Raw genomic sequence first — 18,865 nt, 5'->3', positions numbered from 1 at the left:
GGTGTGAATCCCGACCAACGGTCGGCTAACGTTCGACGCATGCCGGAGCCGGAGTTCGACCCCACCTCGCGCCGCATCATGGCCGCACTCGACGAGGAGCCGCGGGCGACGCTCGGCTGGCTCGCGGCGAAGCTGCGGCTCGCGCGCGGCACCGTGCAGGGCCGTGTCGCGTCGCTCTTCGCTCCGGGCGTGCTGCGTCCGCCGAGCACGCTCGTGCGCACGGCATCCCTCGGCCTCCCGATGCGCGCGCTCGTCACCGCGAACGTCGACCAGGACCAGTTCGACGCCGCCATGCGCTCGCTGCGCGACATCCCCGAGGTGCTCGAGTGCCTCGCCACCTCGGGCGTCAACGACCTCTCGGTGCAGGTCGCCGTGCGCGACAGCGACCACCTCTACGAGGTCGGCCAGCAGATTCTGCGCACGCCCGGCATCCGCCGCACCGCGACGTCGATCGTGCTCCGCGAACTCATCGAGTACCGCACCTCGCAACTGCTGTGACCGGGTCGGGCTGAACATCAGCGCATCGCCGCCATCGCGGGGTCGCTCAGCAGCTCGCCGACCGTCCGCAACAGTGCCGCGGCCTCGGCACCGTCGGCGACACGGTGGTCGAACGAGAGCACGAGCTGCCCGATCTGCCGCACCTCGACACGGCCGTCGACGACCCACGGGGTGGGGCGGATGACGCCGGTCGCGAGGATCGCCGACTCGCCCGGGTTGAGGATCGGCACGCCGCCGTCGACGCCGAGCGGACCGAGGTTGGTGATCGTGATCGTGCCCCCGCCGAGGGCCGCGGGCGGGGTGCGGTTCTCGCGGGCGAGGTCGACGAGGTCGGAGAGCTGCTCGCACAGCTCGCGGAAGCCGAGCGTCTCGGCGCCCTTGATGTTCGGCACGGTGAGCCCGCGCGGGGTCGCGGCGGCGAAGCCGAGGTTGACGTACGACTTGAGGACGAGCTCCTGAGCGGCCTCGTCCCACGACGCGTTGAGCTCGGGGTGCTCGCGCAACGCGACGAGCAGGGCCCGGGCGACGAGGACGAGCGGCGAGAGACGCACGCCCGCCCAGGCTTTTGACGCGCGGAGCTTGCCGAGCAACTCGACCGACTCGGTGAAGTCGACGGTCACCCAGACCGCGGCGTGCGGCGCGGTGAAGGCGGAGGCCACCATCGCCGCCGCGGTCGCCTTGCGGATGCCGCGGATCGGCACGCGGGTCTCGCCGGGGAGCGCGGCGACCGGCGTCGCGGTCGGTGCGGATGCCGCCTCCACCTGGGAACGGGAGATCGGCTGAGGACCGGCGAGGGACGCGAGGTCGACGCCGAGACGCCGGGCGAGCGCCCGCACGGGAGGAGCGGCGAGCGCCCGCCCGGACGTCTCGACGACCGCCGCGACGACCGGGGGCTTCGCACCGACGGTCAGTCGGCGACGGGGTGCGGCAGAGTGCGAGACGCCGTAGCCGACGAGCACGGGCTCCGGCTTCTCCTCGGCGAGTTCCCCGGCATCCACCGCTCCCGCCTCGGTGATCGCGATGATCGACGATCCGACCGGCACGACGTCCCCCGGCGCGACGAGCAGCCGGGCGACACGACCCGTGTACGGGCTCGGCAGTTCGACCACCGACTTCGCGGTCTCGACCTCGACGAGGGCGTCGTTGACGGTCACCTCGTCGCCTTCGGCGACGAGCCAGTTCACGATCTCGGCCTCGGTGAGGCCCTCCCCGACGTCCGGGAGGCGGAACTCGCGCACCTCGGTCACGACGCGCGCTCCCCGAACTCGAGCGACTGCTGCAACGCCGCGAGCACGCGGTCGACGTCGGGCAGGAACTCCTTCTCGGTACGGCTCGGCGGGTAGGGCAGATCCCATGCGCCGACACGCAGCACGGGCGCCTCGAGGTGGAAGAAGCACTCCTGCGAGATGCGCGCGGCGAGCTCGGCACCGATGCCGCCGGTCATCGACGCCTCGTGCACGACGATCGCCCGACCTGTCGCCTGGACGGCCGACACGATGGCCGGCATGTCGAGCGGCGCGAGGGAGCGCAGGTCGAGCACGGCGACCGACACCCCGTCGGCCTCCGCCGCCTCCGCCGCCGCGAGGGCGACGGCGACGCTCGGGCCGTGGGCGAGGAGCGTGCAGTCGGTGCCGGCGCGCACGAGACGCGCGCTGCCGGGCGTCGGCGCGTCCGCCTCGATCTCGCCCTTGTCCCAGTAGCGGCGCTTCGGCTCGAAGAAGATCACCGGGTCGTCGGAGCGGATCGCCTCGCGCAGCAGGTGGTAGGCGTCGGAGGGCGAGGAGCACGATACGACGCGCAGCCCCGCGGTGTGCGTGAAGTACGCCTCGTTCGACTCGCTGTGGTGCTCGACCGCCCCGATGCCGCCCGCGGCGGGCACCCGGATGACGATCGGCAGCTTGATCGTGCCGCCCGAGCGAGCCCGCATCTTCGCGAGTTGCGAAACGATCTGGTCGAAGGCGGGGTAGATGAATCCGTCGAACTGGATCTCGCACACCGGCCGGTAGCCGTGCAGGGCGAGTCCGATCGCGGTGCCGACGATGCCCGACTCGGCCAGCGGGGTGTCGATGACCCGGTCCTCGCCGAACTCGGCGAGCAGCCCGTCGGTCACGCGGAACACGCCGCCGAGCACGCCGACGTCCTCCCCCATGACGAGCACGGCCGGGTCGTCGCGCATCGCGTCGCGCATCGCGGCGGTGAGCGCGGCCCCCAGGCTGAGCCGCTCGGGCGCGGCGACCGTGGCCGCGCTCACGGGTACACCCGCAGGGCGGCCGCTTCCGCGCGCTGCCGTTCGAGGTCGGGATGCGGGTCGACGTAGACGAGGTCGAACAGGTCGAGCAGGTCGGGATCGTCGAGGCCGGCGCAGGCCGCACGGGTGGCCGCGGCGACCTCGTCGCCCTCGCCTTCGAGCAGCGCGAACCACTCGTCGTCCGTGCCGAGGGAGCGCACCAGCACCTCGAGGCGCCGCAGCGGGTCTCTCGCGTGCCAGCTCTCCTCTTCGGCGGCGGCGCGGTAGCGACGCGGGTCGTCCGACGTCGAGTGCCCCGCCATCCGGTAGGTGATCGCCTCGACGAACGCGGGCGGCCCACCGGCGCGCACCCCGGCGACCGCCTCGGAGACGACGGCGTGCACCGCGAGGGCGTCGTTGCCGTCGACCGAGTAGGCCGTGAGGCCGAAGCCCGCCGCGCGACCCGGCAGCGGCGCCCGGTACTGCTGCGTGACGGGGGTGGAGATCGCCCAGCCGTTGTTCTGCACGACGAAGACGATCGGCAGCTCGCGCGTCGCCGCCCAGTTGAACGCCTCGCTCACGTCGCCCTGGCTCGTCGCACCGTCGCCGACGAAGCACACGACGACCTCGTCGGCGCCGGCGAAGCGGGTGCCCATCGCGTAGCCCACGGCGTGCAGGGCCTGAGTGCCGAGCACGAGGGAGTAGATGTGGAAGCGGAAGCGCGCCGGATCCCAGCCCGCGTGCGCGACGCCGCGCCATTGGGCCAGAAGCTCGCGGGGCCCGAGGCCGCGCACCATCCCGGCGATGTGCTCGCGGTAGCTGGGGAAGACGTAGTCGGTGTCGCGGAGGGCGCGCATCGTGCCGACCTGGGCGGCCTCCTGCCCGCGAGCCATGAGCCACAGGCCGAGCTCGCCCTGGCGCTGCAGGTGGTACGCCTGCTCGTCGAAGCGGCGGCCGAGGTACATGTCGCGGTACAGCGTGCGGGCGAGGTCGAGGTCAAGGTCCGCGAGCTCGCCGTCGGGGGTGAGGGTGCCGTCGTCGGCGACGTAGCGGCGCGGTCCGAGTTCGATCGCGGCGGACGGCCGGACGGCTCGGGCGCGGGCAGCCTGCGGTGTCACGGGGACTCCTCTCCGCGCTCGGGCGCCGTCGGTCGATTCGACTACCACTGTGACTCGATTCGGTAGGGGTAACTACTGTTTTCCTGCTTACTGATCGAATTGATCAGGAGAGTAGGTGCCGAATGGCCGCGATCGATCATGTTGACCAGGCGCTCTCAGTCCCGGTCGGCGAGTCGGCTCTCGACGAGCGCCGCGAGCATGCGGGCCGCGTCGGGCACGACGGAGTCGTCGAAGAGCGCGCGCGGCGAGTGGTTGGACTCGGGGGCCTCGACGTCGCCGCGGGCGCCCACGAAGACGAACGCCCCACCCGTCGCGTCGAGCACGTGCGAGAAGTCCTCCGAGATCATCTCGGGCTGCGCGAGCTCGACGAACCGTTCGGCGCCGAACAGCTCGGTCACGACCTCGCGCACGCGGGCCGACTCACCGGGGTCGGAGCGGGTCGGCGGCAACCGCGCCCCGGGTGCGGCGTCGACCGTGACCCCGTACCCCGCGGCGAGCGACGTCGCGATGCCGACGATGCCCGCCTCGACCTCGGCGACGCGTTCCGACGTGACGGCGCGGATGCTGAGCCGCAGGATCGCGACGTCGGGGATGACGTTGGCGGCATCCCCCGCCTGGAACGCGCCGACGGTCGCGATGATCGGGTCGACCGGCGTCGTGGTCTGCGTCGCGAACGCCTGGATCGCCTGCACCGCGAGCGACGCCACGAGGATCGGGTTGCGCGCCGTCTCGGGGCGAGCAGCGTGCCCGCCGAGTCCGCGGAACCGCAGCTCGAGATTGAGGATGCTGCCCATCACGACGCCGCCGCGGCAGGAGAAGACGCCGCTGTCGAGGAACGAGAAGACGTGGATGCCGTACGACGCGACCGGCATCTCCCCCGTCGCGGCGAGTACGCCCTCGTCGAGCATCGCCTCGGCGCCGCCGTGACCCTCCTCGCCGGGCTGGAACATCGCGACGACCGTGCCGGCGAGGTGCGCGCGACGTTCCGCGAGCAGTCGGAGCGCGCCGACGAGCGACGACATGTGGAAGTCGTGCCCGCACGCGTGCATCGCGCCGTTCGTCGAGGCGAAGTCGACGCCGCTGAGCTCCTCGACGGGGAGGGCATCCATGTCGGCCCGCAGCAGCACGGTCGGACCAGGGCGTCCCCCGCGGAGGATCGCGGTGATCGAGGAGAGCCCCCGCCCCGCGGCCACCTCGAGCGGCAAGCCGTCGAGCTCGTCGAGCAGGGCGCGTTGCGTGAGCGGCAGATGGAGACCGACCTCCGGGATGCCGTGGAGCCTGCGGCGGAGCGCGACGAGATCGCCGAGCGGGTCGGCGTCGGTCGCCATCAGTCGGTCTCCGGCCCTGAGCAGTACGGGCAGTCCGGCTCGCAGTCGGGAGAGAGAGCGGCGACGGTCATCGCGTCGTCACCTTGACCTTGACGATGTCGACCACGCGATCGAGACGCTTCCGCAGGGTCTCGAAGTCCGTCTCGTCGCCGCCGACCGACATCCTCAGCTGCCGTCGCCCCGAGAACGGCGCTCCCAGCCACAGGGTCAGCAGGGTGAACGGTGTCGTCGACGCGACCCGCACGATGCGGGCGAGAGCGTCGGGGTTCTCGGTGACGATGAGCTCGAGCTGCAGCGACGGGGACGGCGTCGGGGGTGGTGACGTCGTCGCGGGGCGGCGCAGGGTGTCGAGCATCGGGGCTTCCTCGTCTCGTGGACTGTCGAGGGTGTCGGCTGAACCGGGGTGGTGGTTCCGATACGTCGCCGATTTCAGCACCACAGCAAGCGGATCGTCAATAGGACTCGTCTCAAGTGAGCGATTTGCTACATCCGGGCCTTCCCGGGCGACAGTAGAGTGCACGATATGGCGCATCTCGACGACACCGACCGACGCATTCTCGCCGACCTCGACGACGACGCCCGTGCCCCCGTCGCGGCGATCGCGCAGCGTCTCGGGCTCGCCCGCGCGACCGTGCAGGCTCGACTGACCCGCATGACCGAGGCCGGACTGCTGCGTGATCACAGCGCGCGGGTCAAGCCGTCGTCGCTCGGGCGCGGAGTCAGCGCGTCCATCCGTCTCGAGCTCGACCAGCACCAGATCGGCGAGGCGATCGCGGCGCTCGAGCGCATCCCCGAGGTGCTCGAGTGCTTCGCGCCCGCCGGCGACACCGATCTGCTGCTGCGGGTCGTCGCTCGCGACCCCGACGACCTCTACCGCGTCGCCGAGGAGGTGCGGCTCGCCCCCGGTGTACTGCGCACGTCGACCAGCCTCTTCCTGCGCGAGGTCATCCCGTACCGGATGACGGCGCTGCTGCGCGCCGACGGCGGCCACGAGACCCGCGCCTAGACCCAGCCGGCGAGCGCCTGCTTCGTCTGCTCGAGGTTCACGATGTGCAGGTCGTGATGCCCTCCGGGCACGGTGACGACCTCGTAGCCGCCGGAGCGCAGGCGCTCCTCGAGGTCGGGGCGCACGGCGACCGGCGGGTCGGCGAGCACGACGAGCGAGGGCACGACGGGCGGCGTCGGCGGCTCCTGGTCGGGCAGCACCGGGTTGGGTGCGGTGACCCACGCCGGGTCGTAGAGCTGCAGGGAACGGCGGGCGTTGGCGACGTGCTCGGGGCTGTAGTCGGGGACGAGCTCGGCGAGCGCCTCGACGCTCGCGATCTCGCCGTCGTCGTCGAGCGGGAGGGCGAACTGCATCTCCGGCGGCACGTTCCAGCCCGGGTCGAGGTAGACGGCCCGCTGCGGGCGCAGCCGCTCGACCGCGAGCAGCAGGGCGCGGCCGCCGAGCGAGTGGCCCGCGATGAGGTCCATCCCGACCGGAAGGGTGTCGACGAGATCGTCGGCGAGGTCCTCGGCGAGGTAGCTGTCCGCCCGGGGGCTCGCCCCGTGACCGCGCTGGTCGACGAGCGTCACGGTGTAGCCGAGCGAGGCGAGCCAGGGGGCGAACTCGAACCAGGTGCCGCTGTCGCCCGACAGCCCGTGCACGAGCGCGGCGGTCTTCGGTCCGTCGCCGACGGTGGTGGTGGCCAGTTTCATGTCTGTCGCTCTCGAAAGGGCTATTTGCCCGATTCGGCCGCTTCCGCGGGTCGCGTAGCGGCCGAACCGGGCAAATAGCAAAGGGGGTGGATGCGGGTTATCCCGCGGGCTGCCAGTACTGCGGCTGGGCCAGGAACACCGAGAAGTCGACGTTCGTCACCGAGCTGTTCGAGAACACGACGGCGTCGATGCTCGCGACCGGCACGGCGAAGGCCGTCTCGACGAGGTACGTCTCCGACGCCTCGGCGGCCTTCTGACCCTCGGGGCTGTCGGTGTCGTACCGGCGCTGCTCGGCGACGAGGTCGATGGCGCCCTGGTCGCTGAAGCCGAACGTGTTGTACGCGGCGCCCGGGATCGCGAGACCCGAGGTGGCGATCAACTGCTCCGAGTAGTTGTAGTTGAGCGTCGTGATGCCGAACTGGTTGCTGAAGTAGTCGGTCACGTAGTCCGCGAAGGATGCGTACGACTTCAGTTCGACGTCGACGCCGATCTCGGCCCACTGGGCGACCATCGCCTCGGCGAGGAGGTCGCCGTTGTCGATACCGGTCTGGGCGAGCATCGTGAACGAGAAGCCGTCGGGGTAGCCCGCCTCGGCGAGCAGCTCCCTGGCCCTCTCCGGGTCGTACGGGTAGACGTCGTTCAATTCCGGCAGGTAGCCCACGATGCCCTCGGGCGTGTAGCCGACCGTCGGGGTGCCGAAGTCGCCGTACACCGCCGAGGTGATGGCCTCACGGTCGAGCGCGTAGTTGAGCGCCTGACGCACCCGCACGTCGGCGAACTGCGGCACGACGGTGCCGGCGAAGTCGGCGAAGTACGCACCCACCATGGCCGACGGCCCCTGGTGCACCTCGAGGCCGGCCTCGCGGGCGGCCTCCGCGGTCGCCGACGAGCCCTGCGCGACCTGCACCTGACCCGAACGCAGCGCCGAGAGCGTCGAGTTCTGGTCGGCGATGACCGTGAAGACGATCTTCTCGTAGTGCTGGCTGTCGGGGTCCCAGTAGTTCGGGTTCTTGACGAACACGTAGCTGGAGTTCGCGACGGTCGCTTCGGAGTCGAGCATGTAGGGGCCCGCGCCGTGCGTCTCGGTGCCGAGCGACTCGAGGTTCTCGAGGCCGGTCGGCGACACGATCGCACCCGCATTGCCTGCTTGCCCGAAGGCCCAGGGCAGCATCGGGTCGGGCGAGCTGAGCCGCACCGTCACCTCGAGCGGACCGGTCGCCTCGAAGCCCGTGACGTTGGGGAACCAGTTGCCGGCGAAGGTGCCGTTGACCTTGTAGTGCTCGAGCCAGGCGACGACGCCCTCCGCGGTGAGCTCGTCGCCGTCGCTGAACAGCACGCCTTCGCGCAGCTGCATCGTGAAGGTGAGGCGGTCTTCCGAGTACTCCCACTCGGTCGCCAGCCCCGGAGCGGTGGCGCCGTCGGGGTCGCGCTGGATGAGCGGCTCGTAGGCGACGGCCATGTACCAGGCGAGCGGCAGGCCGTTGCCCGCCGTGGTCGGGTCCATGCTGATCGGCGGCGTGCTGAGCGCGACCGTGAGGGTGTCGGATGCGGCGCTCCCGTTGTCGGAGCCACCGCTCGTGCAGGCGGCGAGCGACAATGCTGCCGCGGCCGCGACGGTGAGGGCGGCGACCTTGACGGCCCGGCCCCACCGTGAACGTGCTGTGGTGAACATGTGGTGCGTTCCTCTCTCGGATGGATGTGGTGGAACGGTTGCCTGCCGGGGTCGGGCAGACCTTCAACCCGCGAGACGCGCCGCGGCCTCGGCCACGGCTCGCTCGCGCTGCGCCATGTTCGGCGCGACCCGGTCCGTGTACCGAGTGACGACCTCGGGCGGAGCGGTGCTCGGGTGCCCCGCGTGGAACGGCGGGGCGGGGTTGTACTCCATGCGGAGCTGGATGACCTCGGCCGTCGGACGGTCGACGAGGTGCTCGACGAGGGTGAGGCCGAAGTCGATGCCCGCTGAGACCCCGCCGCCGGAGACCCGGTTGCGGTCGACGACGACGCGCTCGTGCACCGGGGTCGCCCCGAACTGCTCGAGGAGGTGCATCGACGTCCAGTGCGTGGTCGCGCGGTAGCCGTCGAGCAGGCCGGCGGCGCCGAGCACGAGAGCGCCCGTGCACACGGACGTGATCCAGGTGGCCTTCTCGGCCTGGCGCTTCACGAAGTCGATCACCTCGGGGTCGTTGACGAGGGCATCGGTGCCCTGCCCGCCCGGCACGCAGATCACGTCGAGCTGGGGACAGTCGGCGAAGGTCGTCGTCGCGGTGAGCGTCATGACGGCGTCGGTCGGCACGGGCTCGAGGTCCTTCCAGATCAGGTGCACCTCCACGCCCGGGTCGGGGGCGAAGATGCCGATGCTCGTGAAGACCTGCAGCGGGCCGGTGGCGTCGAGCTGCGTCATGTGCGGGAACACCATCACGCCGATCTGGAGCGGCTTCGTCATCGGTTCTCGTTTCTCTCGGTGGTGGTCGGAGCTGCGGGTGGTCAGTGCTTCTCGTCGAAGCCCATGCGGCGCCAGATCTGCTCGAAGCGCTGCGAGGAGGCCTCGGCGACGCCGGGGTCGAGGGATGCCAGCTCGGTCGCGAGGGCGTTCACGAGCGCGAAGGCGGGGACGAGCGTCGGGAAGAAGGTCGACGACTCGCTCGACACGTGGAAGAGGTGGTCGACGACGTCGGCGAGGTGGGAGGCGCCTCGGTCGGTGATGAGGCACACGACGGCGCCGTTCTCGCGGGCGAGGGCGAGGGCTTCGAGGGTCGATGCGTAGCCGCGCCAGAGGTCGACGCCGACGATGATGTCGCCCTCGCCGAGGTCGCTCAGCGCGCCGACGATGCCGGACGTCTCGTTGGGCGAGACGGTCGGGTAGCCCGCGAGGGTGAAGTAGGTGGCGAGCAGGTCGGCGACCGACTTGTAGGTGCCCCCGCCGATCGCGACCCGGCGCCGCGCGGTCGCGGCGATCGCGGCGACGGCCCGCACGGCATCCACGTCGATGCTCGACGAGGTGCTGATGAGGGCGCGGCGGTCGGCGTCGAGCGAGCTCGACACGTGGTCGTCCGACGAGCTCGAGCGACGCTCGGAGGCGACCTCGGTGAACGACAGCGACTCGAGGTAGCGGCTGCGCAGCTCGACGCGCAGGTCGGGCCAGCCGGAGAACCCCCAGCTCTGCGCAGTGCGCGTGATCGCGGCCATGTTGAGTTCGGCGAGCGCCGAGACCTCCGAGATCGAGGCGTAGGACGCGCGTGACGGGTTCTGCACGAGGGCGTCTTTGAGCTTCTCCGTGGTGCGGGTCGACGTCGCCTGGGCGGCGAGCGACTCGAGCCAGGTGATCAGCGGGGTCTGATCGGCCATGAGCCCTCCTTCTCGTGTGTCACATCATGGGACTTTGTAAGGAATGTTGCAAGAGCAAGCCGATTGGGATGATCATTACGTGTGATTCCGACCGACGTGATCGTCGTGGGAGGCGGCATCGCGGGCCTCTCGCTCGCCGCCGCCCTTGCCCCGCGCTGCCGCGTCGCGCTCCTCGAGCGGGAGCCGCGGCTCTTCACGCATACCAGCGGCAGGTCGGCGCAGCAGTCGCAGCCGACGTACGGACCGGCGCCCATCCGCCGGTTCACCGCAGCGACCCTGCGACTCCTCGACGCGCTCCCCGGCGAGCTCGTCACCCCCCGGCCGCTCGTCTGGGTCGATCGCGCCGACACTCCCCCGCACCTGTCGGAGTTGCTCGACGACATGCCCGACCTACGGCCGCTCTCCGTCGACGAGGCCGTCGACCTCTTCCCCGCGCTGCGGGCGGACGCCCTCTCCGGCGCGGCACTCGACTCCGCGTCGGTCGAGGTCGACGTGCCCTCGCTCCGCGACCACCTCCGCACCACCGCCGAGACCGCCGGGGCACAGATCGCCCTGGGTCACGGCGTCACCGGGGCCCGCCGCGACGGCGCCGACTGGGTCGTCGAGACCGACGCCGAGACGTTCCGCGCGCCGACCGTCGTGATCGCCGCCGGACCCTGGGCCGACGAGGCCGCGCAGCTCTTCGGCACGGAGCCGTTCGGGCTCGTGCCGACCCGCCGCACGGTCGTCGTCGCGGCAGTCCACGGCGAACCCGTCGATCCGCGCGCCCCGATGGTGATGGATGCCGCCCACACCTTCTATCTGCGGCCGTCGGGCGCCGAGATCCTCGCCTCGTCGCTCGAGGACGAGCCGAGCGTCGCCGAGGACGCGCTGCCCCGGCCCGAGATCGTCGAGCGCACCCTCGAGGTCGTCGACCGCGTGACGCGGCTCGGCCTCGGGGGGCCGCATCGCTCGTGGACGGGGCTGCGCACGCTGAGCCCCGACGGGCTGCCCGTCATCGGGTGGGATGTGCACCGCGAAGGGCTCTATTGGCTCGTCGGCCAAGGCGGCTACGGCATCCAGACGTCCCTCGGCCTCGCCGCGGCGGTCGCCGACGTGCTCTCGGGCGTCGCCGCCGATGCGCAGGTCGACGCCGACCTCGCCGCCTTCCACCCCGGACGTGTCGTGTGAGGGCCGAGCTCGTCCTCCGCGGCGGGCGCGTGATCGATCCCGAGACCGGGCTCGACGGCATCCGGAATGTCGGGATCTCCGGCGGGCGCATCACGCAGGTCTCGAACGAGCCGATCGCCGCCGAGCGCGAGCTCGACGTGACGGGGCTCGTCGTCGCCCCGGGTTTCGTCGACCTCCACAGCCATGCCCAGACCCTCGAGGGCGCGCGGTTGCAGGCGCTCGACGGTGTGACGACGTCGCTCGAGCTCGAGGCCGGCACCCTCCCGGTCGCGGCGACCTACGCGAGCGCGGCCGTGCGTCCGATCCACGTGGGCTACTCGGCGAGCTGGGCGCTCGCCCGACTCTCGGTGAGGTGCGGCCTCGACTGGACACCGACCGACGGGGTCACCCCGATCGAGTTCTTCGTCGAGCAGTCGCGGGTCGATCCTCGGTTCTTCGCACCTGCGTCGCCCCACGAGCTCGCCGACATCCTGGCCCTGCTCGAGCACGCGCTCGACGAGGGAGCGCTCGGCATCGGCGTGCTGCTCGGGTATGCGCCCGCGACGGACCCCGCGGAACTCGTGGCGATCGCCGAACTCGCCGCCCGCCGCGGGGTGCCCGTGTTCGCCCACTCCCGCACGATGTCGATGCAGGAGCCGGGCACCTCGCTCGACGGCGCCGCCGAGCTCGTCGCCGTTGCGGAGTCGACCGGCGCGCACGTGCACATCTGCCACCTCAACAGCACGTCGCTGCGGCAGATCGAGAGCATCCGGGAGCGGATCGTCGCCGCCCAGTCGCGCGGGGTGCGACTGACCACCGAGACCTACCCGTACGGCGCGGGCTCGACCGGCATCGGCGCCGACTTCTTCGCACCCGAGCGCTTCGCCCGCCTCGGCACCCCGACCACGGCCCTCACGTACCTGCCGACCGGGGAGCGGGTCGCCTCGCTCGCGCGGCTCGAGGAGCTGCGCCGCGCCGACCCGGGCGGGCTGTGCATCTTCGAGTACCTCGACCCGACGACGCCCGAGGATCTGCGGCTGCTGCTCGCCTCGGTCACCCTGCCCGGGGGCGTCATCGCCTCCGATGCGATGCCGCTCACGGAGACGCCGGGAGGCGCTGTCGCCCACCCGCGCAGCGCCGGCACGTTCGCCCGCAGCCTGCGCTGGCTCGTGCGGGAACTCGGCGTCTTCACTCTGCCCGAGGCGGTGAGCAAGATGTCGTTCGAGCCCGCGCGACTGCTGCAGGATGCCGTGCCCGCGCTGCGTGCGAAGGGTCGAGTGCAGGTGGGGGCGGATGCCGACCTCGTCGTGTTCGATGCGGCCACGGTGAGCGACACCGCGACCTTCGAGGCCCTCACCCCGTCGACGGGATTCGTGCACGTGCTCGTGGGCGGCATCCCGGTCGTCGCCGACGGGCTGCCGACCGAGGAGACCCCCGGCCGCGCCGTCAGGACCGGCGCTGGTTGAGGACCGCCCGCGCACCGCGCGGCCGCGTATCGAAACCCCTGGCGGCGACCTCAGGCGACAGATGAGAGCATTCTCACACTCCCGAGAGGACCTGCGGGAAGGCGATCTGATCAGGTCTTTCTCCGTTGCTAGTGCGATCGGGGCGTCGCTGTCAAGAGGCACCCTCTCCGGCCCGCACGACTCGTAGCGTTCCTCCCGTCCCCACCGAACGGCCGGGGCGGAAGGAGTTCTCTCGTGAGCATCGGAACCGGTGTCGTCCTCTTCGTGATCGGCGCCATCCTCGTCTTCGCCCTCGACTTCGACCTCGGCGGAGTCGTCAACATCGACATGGTCGGCTACATCCTCATGGTGGCCGGCGCCGTCGTGTTCGTCATCGGCCTGGTCGCGCTGTTCCGCCGGCGCTCGGCCGTGTCGACGACCCGGACGGGCACCGACCCGGTGAGCGGTGAGCGCGTCACGCAGCGCGTGACCGAGACCGACGACCCGGTCGTCTGACCGAACCGCGTGTCGGTGCAGGGGTGCACGGCACGCAGGCGCCTCGCCGAGCGGACGTCTCCCGTCCCCGGCGGGGCGCTACTCCGTCAGTGAGCCCATAGCGGGCAAGGCGCCCGATCGAGCATCATGCGGTGATCCCCGTGGTGTTGAGCAGCAGCCCGACGAGGAACGTCACCCCGAGGGCGAGGATGCCGCCGACGACGACGCGGAGGGTGCCCCGCTGCCACGGGCTGCCGCCGAGCCGGGCGCCGAGTCCGCCCGTGATGGCGAGGGCGACGAGCACGACCCCGAAGGTGAGCGGCACGCGGATGGGCTCCGGGGCGAGGATCGCGAACAGCGGCAGCAGGGCGCCGACCGTGAAGGCGACCGCCGACGCGAGCGCCGCGTGCCAGGGGTTCACGAGGTCGTCGGGATCGATGTTGAGCTCCTCGCGGAGGTGGGCGCGGAGGGCGTCCCGCTCGGTGAGCTCTTCCGCCACCGTGCGCGCGGTCTCCGGGCTGAGACCTTTCGCCTCGTAGATCGCGGTCAGCTCGTCGAGTTCCTCGGCGGGCATCCGCGCGAGCTCGTCCTTCTCCTTCGCGATGAGCGCCTTCTCGCTGTCGCTCTGGCTGCTCACCGAGACGTACTCGCCGAGCGCCATCGAGATCGCCCCGCCGATGAGCGCCGCGAGCCCGGCCGTGATGATCGCCCCGAGCTGCGTCGTCGCCGCCGCGACACCCACGACGAGGGCGGCGACCGAGACGATGCCGTCGTTCGCGCCGAGCACTCCCGCGCGCAGCCAGTTCAGCCGGCCGGCGACTCCCGGCGCGTGGGGTTCGTCGGGGTGGGGAGTCGCGGTGCTCGCCGTCGCCATGACGGCAGCCAACCACGGGAGCATGCGGGCGCGCTTGTAGGATCGTTCCCATGCCGCTCGACGACGAGGGTCAGACCACGGTCCTGACGATCCCCGAAGCAGGCAGGGTCGAACTTCTCCGCGAGCCCCGAGCGCGTCTCGGACCTCACGACGTGGCCGGCGCCACCCTCTGCACGCTCGTGAGCCCCGGCACCGAGATCCTGAGCGCGTTCCGCCCCGGCGCCGAACGTCCGCCGCGCTACCCCGTGCGACCCGGGTACGCCGGGGTCTTCCGCGTCGAGGAGGTCGGAGAGGACGTCGCGGGCGTCGAGCTCGGGGACCTCGTCTACGCCGAGTGCGGTCATCGCAGCCGACAGGTGCGCGATGCGGCGCAGGTGACGGTGCTGCCCGCCGGACTCGACCCGTTCGACGCCGTCTTCGCCCGCCTCATGGCGGTACCGCTCACCGCGCTCGCGACCACGGCATCCCGTGCCGGTGCTCCGGTCGGCGTGAGCGGTCTCGGGCTCGTCGGGCACCTCGCCGCGGCGATGCTCGTGCGTTCCGGCTACGACGTCACCGCGTGGGACCCGCAGGAGTCGCGTCGGGCCCTCGCGCCTGCGGGGGTGCGGGTGCTCGAGCGCGCACCCGAGGCCACCTCGGTGACGGAGCGCGGCGCCCTCGACGGCTTCGAACTCGTGCTCGAGTGCTCGGGACACGACGGAGCGGTGCTCGACGCCGTGCGCAGCGTGCGAGCCCACGGCGAGATCGTGCTCGTCGGCACGCCGTGGACCCGCCGCACCGCCACCACCGCCCAGCAGCTGCTGCACGAGGTGTTCCACCGGTACGCGGTGCTGCGCAGCGGGTGGGAGTTCCGCCTCCCCCGCACGCGCGGCCCGTTCACCGAACGCGGTGCCGACGAGAACCTGGCCCTCGCGTTCCGCTGGCTCGCCGACGGAGACGTGCGGGTGACGCACCTCGCCGAGCGCATCCCGCCCTCGGCGGCGCAGGGCGCCTACGAGGCCCTCGCCTCGGGAACCGCCGAGCGTCTCACCGTCGTGCTCGACTGGGGCCTCTCCGGCTGACCCCGCCTCTACCGCCCCGCGGAACGGGGGCGTACACTCGGCACCACGTTGCTCTAGACCTCAGCGGCGGCCATATCCCCGCTCGAGAGGTCACCATGCGCCGCACCGTTCTCACCCCGCCCCGTCCCGCCACCACGGGGGCGGTGCCCACCCGCATCAGCGCCGACCTTCACGCGGCCTTCCAGGCCTGGCTCCGCGGACTCGGCCACGCACGGGGACGTCCTCGCCGCACGTCGCATCGGCCCGTCTGAGTCCGGATCGCCGACGGCTCGACCTTCGCGTGCGACCGAACTCTAGGAGTCGAGCGCGAGTTCGCCCGTGATGACCTGCGCCGCGACCACGCCCAGCCGGGTCTGCGTGGAGCGGGCGTGCTGCCGGATGCGGGCGAACGCGGTGTCCATGTCGATGCCCTGGGTGTGGGCGAGGTAGCCCTTCGCCTGCTCGATGACGACGCGGCTGTCGAGGGCACGCTGCAGCTGACCGCGGGCGAGGTCGGACTCGCGCACGAGGCGCTCCTGCAGGATGCTGATCGTCGCGACGTCGCTGAGCGCCTGCGCCGCGGCGGCGTCGGCGGCGTTCAACTCGCCGGTGTGGTTGCGGAAGAGGTTGAGCGACCCGATGGTGGAGTCGCGCAGGCGCAGCGGGATCGCGTGGATCGCCACGTAGCCCGACTCCCGCGCGGCGCTGGCGAATCGGGGCCATCTCTCGGCGACCGCGTCGAGATCGCCCACTGTGACGACCTTGCCGGTCGTGATCGCCTCGACGCAGGGACCCTCCCCGACGCGCAGCTGCATGAGCCCGAGCAGTTCGCTCCGCTCGTTCGTCGACACGATGACCTCGAACTCCTGGTCGGAGTTGACGAGCAGGATGCCGGCGGCGGCGGCGTCGAACAGTTCCGTGCACTCTTCGATGAGCGTCTGCAGCAGATCGACGACGTCGTAGTCGGCGACGAGCGAGTCCGCGATCGTCACGAAGGTCTCGATGAGGTGCTCTTCACGCGTGCGGGTCATATCGCATCCTAGGTCGGTCTCAGTGGTGCGGGGCGAAGATCAGGCGGCGGGCGACGACGTCGACGGCGACATCCATGACGGTCCGGCCCTCGGCGTAGGCGTGGGCGCGCAGCAGGACGGCGGCGTCGTCGACGCCACACGTCATCTGCGCCGCGATCATCCCGGTGGCCTGGTGAGCCTCACGACGGGAGTAGGCGATCTCGGGCATGCCGCCGTCGACGTCGCGCAGGCCGGCCATCGCCCGGCGCAGCACCTGGCGTGCCGCGATCCGGGCGAGCGCGGAGGTGTCCTCGATCTGCTCCGAGGTCAGCCAGCGGGGGTCGGCCGTGTACAGGTCGACCGAACCGACGTCGATCGTGCCGACGAAGAGAGGAAAAGCATGGAGTCCGCCGATCCCGGTCGACCGGAGCGCGGCGCCCGCGGCCGGCCAGCCCTCGCCGCCGTGGCGCTGGAGATCGGCTTCGAGTACGGGGGCGCGGGATGTCAGAGCCGCCCACGACGGCCCCTCACCGAGGTCGATCTGGATCTCCGACACCCGCGCCGCGGTCGCATCGCTCGCGCCGACGGTCTGCGCACCGAGCGGCTTGCCCAGCGTGGAGATCGACGCGCCGGTCACGTCGATCGCGTCGACGAACGGAGCGCAGAGGTCATCGTCGAGGCCCGCGACCGTGAGTCTCGCGCTCGCGGCGGTCACCTTCGCGCTCGTCATGAGCGCCGTTCGCCGAACGGTCGGCCACGGCGAGCGACCCGCGGGTCGAACGGGATGTCGGTCATGAGCGCCCATCGTCGAGGTGAGGACAGGCGCATGGTCTCGGTGCCCGGATCTGCAGCATACCCGGGTCACGAGATCGCGCGGAGAGCCACAAGGTCAGGCGTAGGAGACCTGGCGCGGACGCTGCACTTCGCGCTCCCAGGAGACCATCCTCGGATCGTCGAGCCACAGGTCGACGACCCCCGCGCAGCGCAGGCACGACCAGCGGACGGCGTCGTCGAAGAACCGCGGCGAGACGGCGAGCAGTTCGACTCCGCACAGCGCGCGCCACGCCGGGCCACCCCGCGAGTAGTCCTGGAACCACCCGTCCTCGGGTCCGGGCCCAGGCGCACGCACGAGCGCGGCGTGCAGGATGCCGGGGCGGTGGGGCAGTTCGGCGGTGCCCGGCACCCGCGCGTCGCCCGTCCAGGAGTAATCCTGATGGCCGACGACGAACGCGGCGGTCGCGGTGGTCGGAGCGGGCACTACGGCCCGGCGATCGATTCCAGTCGTGCTTCTCATGACCCCTCCAGTGATGATCACGTAGCGAGGTCTGGGCTACGACGGTGGACCCAGGGTAAGCCCGATCGACCGTCCTCCCTAGCTCCGACGGGCGCCGGGGGGAAGACCCACCACTCCGGCGTCGCGGCGGCGTAGCGTCGTGCGGTGCGAATCTTCCGCAGCCGCGAGCCGAAGCCCGTCCGCATCGCCGAAGGCGACGTCCAACTCGGTGCGCGACGAGCGCCCTGGAGCCTGTGGGCCGACGCCTTCGGTCGACTCGCCACCCGGGCCATCCAGATCCTCGTCGTCGTCGCGGTGGTCGCGGGCATCATCTTCGTCATCCGCGAGCTGACGCTCGTCACCATCCCGCTCGTCCTCGCGCTCATCATCGCGTGCGCACTCGCCCCGGTGATGAGCTGGATGCGGCGGCGCGGTGTGCCGTCGGTGGTCGCGACCCTGCTGGCGATGCTGGCGATCGCGACGGTGCTCGGCGGTGTCGGCTGGCTCATCGTCTCGGCGGTGCGCAACCAGTGGGACGAGCTGTACGTGCAAGCGCGCGACGGCCTCGACACGTTCACCGACTGGGCGCGTGACCTGCCGTTCTTCCCGACGGCCGACGAACTCGACGCCCTGCTCGACCAGGTGACCGACTTCCTCACGAGCGCGCAGTTCGGTTCGGGCGCGATCGCGGGGCTCGGGGCGGTCGCGTCGTTCCTCACGGGGCTCGTGCTGCTCATCACCATCCTGTTCTTCTTCCTCAAAGACGGCCCGCAGCTCTGGGAGTTCCTGCTGCGCCCGTTCCGCGGCGAGAACTACGAGCGCGCCCAGCGCATCGGCGACAAGACCGTCACGGTCTTCGGGTCCTACCTGCGCGGCACGGCGTCCGTCGCCCTCGTCGACGCGGTCGGCATCTTCATCGGGCTGCTGATCCTCGACGTGCCGCTCGCCGTGCCGCTCGCGGTGCTCGTCTTCCTGCTCGCGTTCATCCCGATCGTCGGCGCCACACTCGCGGGAGTTTTCGCCGCCCTCGTCGCCCTCGTCGCCAACGACTGGGTCAACGCGCTGCTCGTCGTCGGAGTCGTCGTGCTCGTCAACCAGCTCGAGGGCAACTTCCTGCAGCCCGTGCTCATGGGCCGCTCGATGAAGCTCCACGCGTTCGTCATCCTCATCGCCCTCACCGTCGGCGCGGCGATCGGCGGCGTCGTCGGAGCGGTGCTCGCGGTGCCGATCACCGCGGCGGTGTGGGGCGTCATCCAGGTGTGGGACGGACCCGACCTGCCGGCCCGCTGGGCACGCCGCACGACGCCACGCGGGGGACCCGCGGTCGCCCGCTCCACGCGCGCCCGCCGGGCCTGGCCAGCCGGG

The 18,865-nt window shown here is 71.6% G+C and carries 21 protein-coding genes; 8 read left to right on the top strand and 13 right to left on the bottom strand.

Annotated elements, in window-relative coordinates; genetic code table 11:
- Positions 1 to 39: 39 nt before the first annotated feature.
- Entirely contained in the window at positions 40 to 498 is a 459-nt protein-coding gene (locus ACO1X9_RS16765) for an Lrp/AsnC family transcriptional regulator (RefSeq protein ID WP_486351997.1), read from the top strand.
- A gap of 17 nt (positions 499 to 515) precedes the next feature.
- Here the strand turns inward: ACO1X9_RS16765 and ACO1X9_RS16760 are convergent, their stop codons facing one another.
- The 5 genes from ACO1X9_RS16760 to ACO1X9_RS16740 all read right to left on the bottom strand — a co-directional run bounded on the left by ACO1X9_RS16760 (position 516) and on the right by ACO1X9_RS16740 (position 5,526).
- Entirely contained in the window at positions 516 to 1,745 is a 1,230-nt protein-coding gene (locus tag ACO1X9_RS16760; protein ID WP_486351996.1) for a dihydrolipoamide acetyltransferase family protein, read from the bottom strand.
- Positions 1,742 to 2,749: an alpha-ketoacid dehydrogenase subunit beta gene (locus ACO1X9_RS16755; RefSeq protein ID WP_486351995.1), complete on the bottom strand. Its 1,008-nt coding sequence runs from the start codon at positions 2,747 to 2,749 to the stop codon at positions 1,742 to 1,744. Before ACO1X9_RS16755 ends, ACO1X9_RS16760 begins: the two co-directional genes overlap by 4 nt.
- Positions 2,746 to 3,843 (bottom strand): thiamine pyrophosphate-dependent dehydrogenase E1 component subunit alpha, encoded by a 1,098-nt coding sequence (locus ACO1X9_RS16750; protein WP_486351994.1) that lies wholly within the window; start codon positions 3,841 to 3,843, stop codon positions 2,746 to 2,748. Before ACO1X9_RS16750 ends, ACO1X9_RS16755 begins: the two co-directional genes overlap by 4 nt.
- Positions 3,844 to 3,998: 155 nt before the next feature.
- On the bottom strand, positions 3,999 to 5,171 hold the full coding sequence (locus tag ACO1X9_RS16745; RefSeq protein ID WP_486351993.1) for a M20 metallopeptidase family protein: 1,173 nt from the start codon (positions 5,169 to 5,171) through the stop codon (positions 3,999 to 4,001).
- A gap of 67 nt (positions 5,172 to 5,238) precedes the next feature.
- Entirely contained in the window at positions 5,239 to 5,526 is a 288-nt protein-coding gene (locus tag ACO1X9_RS16740; RefSeq protein ID WP_486351992.1) for a hypothetical protein, read from the bottom strand.
- Between the two features lie 168 nt (positions 5,527 to 5,694).
- Here ACO1X9_RS16740 and ACO1X9_RS16735 point away from each other — a divergent pair, with 168 nt between their 5' ends.
- On the top strand, positions 5,695 to 6,177 hold the full coding sequence (locus ACO1X9_RS16735) for an Lrp/AsnC family transcriptional regulator (RefSeq protein WP_486351991.1): 483 nt from the start codon (positions 5,695 to 5,697) through the stop codon (positions 6,175 to 6,177).
- Here the strand turns inward: ACO1X9_RS16735 and ACO1X9_RS16730 are convergent.
- The 4 genes from ACO1X9_RS16730 to ACO1X9_RS16715 form a co-directional block, all read right to left on the bottom strand.
- Positions 6,174 to 6,869 carry an alpha/beta fold hydrolase gene (locus ACO1X9_RS16730; RefSeq protein WP_486351990.1) on the bottom strand — a complete coding sequence of 232 codons (696 nt, stop codon included), beginning with the start codon at positions 6,867 to 6,869 and terminating at the stop codon, positions 6,174 to 6,176. The two genes, ACO1X9_RS16735 and ACO1X9_RS16730, sit on opposite strands and share 4 nt — an antisense overlap.
- Before the next feature lie 97 nt (positions 6,870 to 6,966).
- Positions 6,967 to 8,541 (bottom strand): ABC transporter substrate-binding protein, encoded by a 1,575-nt coding sequence (locus ACO1X9_RS16725; protein ID WP_486351989.1) that lies wholly within the window; start codon positions 8,539 to 8,541, stop codon positions 6,967 to 6,969.
- Between the two features lie 63 nt (positions 8,542 to 8,604).
- Complete coding sequence (locus tag ACO1X9_RS16720) at positions 8,605 to 9,312, bottom strand: DJ-1/PfpI family protein (RefSeq protein WP_486351988.1); 708 nt, start codon at positions 9,310 to 9,312, stop codon at positions 8,605 to 8,607.
- A 41-nt stretch (positions 9,313 to 9,353) separates the two neighbouring features.
- The gene (locus tag ACO1X9_RS16715; protein ID WP_486351987.1) at positions 9,354 to 10,214 is read right to left on the bottom strand and encodes a MurR/RpiR family transcriptional regulator; all 861 of its coding nucleotides are present in this window, start codon (positions 10,212 to 10,214) and stop codon (positions 9,354 to 9,356) included.
- Between the two features lie 81 nt (positions 10,215 to 10,295).
- Here ACO1X9_RS16715 and ACO1X9_RS16710 point away from each other — a divergent pair, with 81 nt between their 5' ends.
- The 3 genes from ACO1X9_RS16710 to ACO1X9_RS16700 all read left to right on the top strand — a co-directional run bounded on the left by ACO1X9_RS16710 (position 10,296) and on the right by ACO1X9_RS16700 (position 13,324).
- Positions 10,296 to 11,384 carry an NAD(P)/FAD-dependent oxidoreductase gene (locus ACO1X9_RS16710; RefSeq protein ID WP_486351986.1) on the top strand — a complete coding sequence of 363 codons (1,089 nt, stop codon included), beginning with the start codon at positions 10,296 to 10,298 and terminating at the stop codon, positions 11,382 to 11,384.
- Positions 11,381 to 12,829 (top strand): amidohydrolase family protein, encoded by a 1,449-nt coding sequence (locus tag ACO1X9_RS16705; RefSeq protein WP_486351985.1) that lies wholly within the window; start codon positions 11,381 to 11,383, stop codon positions 12,827 to 12,829. Before ACO1X9_RS16710 ends, ACO1X9_RS16705 begins: the two co-directional genes overlap by 4 nt.
- A 234-nt stretch (positions 12,830 to 13,063) precedes the next feature.
- On the top strand, positions 13,064 to 13,324 hold the full coding sequence (locus ACO1X9_RS16700) for a DUF6458 family protein (protein WP_486351984.1): 261 nt from the start codon (positions 13,064 to 13,066) through the stop codon (positions 13,322 to 13,324).
- A 124-nt stretch (positions 13,325 to 13,448) separates the two neighbouring features.
- Here the strand turns inward: ACO1X9_RS16700 and ACO1X9_RS16695 are convergent, their stop codons facing one another.
- A complete protein-coding gene (locus ACO1X9_RS16695) occupies positions 13,449 to 14,177 on the bottom strand; it encodes a VIT1/CCC1 transporter family protein (RefSeq protein WP_486351983.1) in 729 nt (242 codons plus the stop codon).
- 50 nt (positions 14,178 to 14,227) lie between these two features.
- On the opposite strand from ACO1X9_RS16695, the gene ACO1X9_RS16690 reads away from it, so the two are divergent.
- Entirely contained in the window at positions 14,228 to 15,238 is a 1,011-nt protein-coding gene (locus tag ACO1X9_RS16690) for a zinc-dependent alcohol dehydrogenase (protein ID WP_486351982.1), read from the top strand.
- Positions 15,239 to 15,333: 95 nt separating this feature from the next.
- On the top strand, positions 15,334 to 15,489 hold the full coding sequence (locus ACO1X9_RS16685; protein WP_486351981.1) for a hypothetical protein: 156 nt from the start codon (positions 15,334 to 15,336) through the stop codon (positions 15,487 to 15,489).
- Between the two features lie 42 nt (positions 15,490 to 15,531).
- On the opposite strand, the gene ACO1X9_RS16680 is transcribed toward ACO1X9_RS16685, so the two are convergent.
- The 3 genes from ACO1X9_RS16680 to ACO1X9_RS16670 all read right to left on the bottom strand — a co-directional run bounded on the left by ACO1X9_RS16680 (position 15,532) and on the right by ACO1X9_RS16670 (position 17,485).
- Complete coding sequence (locus ACO1X9_RS16680) at positions 15,532 to 16,248, bottom strand: GAF and ANTAR domain-containing protein (protein ID WP_486351980.1); 717 nt, start codon at positions 16,246 to 16,248, stop codon at positions 15,532 to 15,534.
- Positions 16,249 to 16,267: 19 nt separating this feature from the next.
- A complete protein-coding gene (locus ACO1X9_RS16675) occupies positions 16,268 to 16,957 on the bottom strand; it encodes a GAF domain-containing protein (protein ID WP_486351979.1) in 690 nt (229 codons plus the stop codon).
- Between the two features lie 159 nt (positions 16,958 to 17,116).
- On the bottom strand, positions 17,117 to 17,485 hold the full coding sequence (locus tag ACO1X9_RS16670) for a hypothetical protein (protein WP_486351978.1): 369 nt from the start codon (positions 17,483 to 17,485) through the stop codon (positions 17,117 to 17,119).
- A gap of 180 nt (positions 17,486 to 17,665) precedes the next feature.
- Between ACO1X9_RS16670 and ACO1X9_RS16665 the strand changes: the two genes are divergently transcribed.
- Positions 17,666 to 18,865, top strand: a 1,200-nt coding sequence (locus ACO1X9_RS16665) for an AI-2E family transporter (protein WP_486351977.1), incomplete at its 3' end; no start/stop codon positions are given.

The organism is Pseudolysinimonas sp. (assembly GCF_057350545.1).
This window is presented reverse-complemented; position numbering and strand designations above follow the sequence as displayed.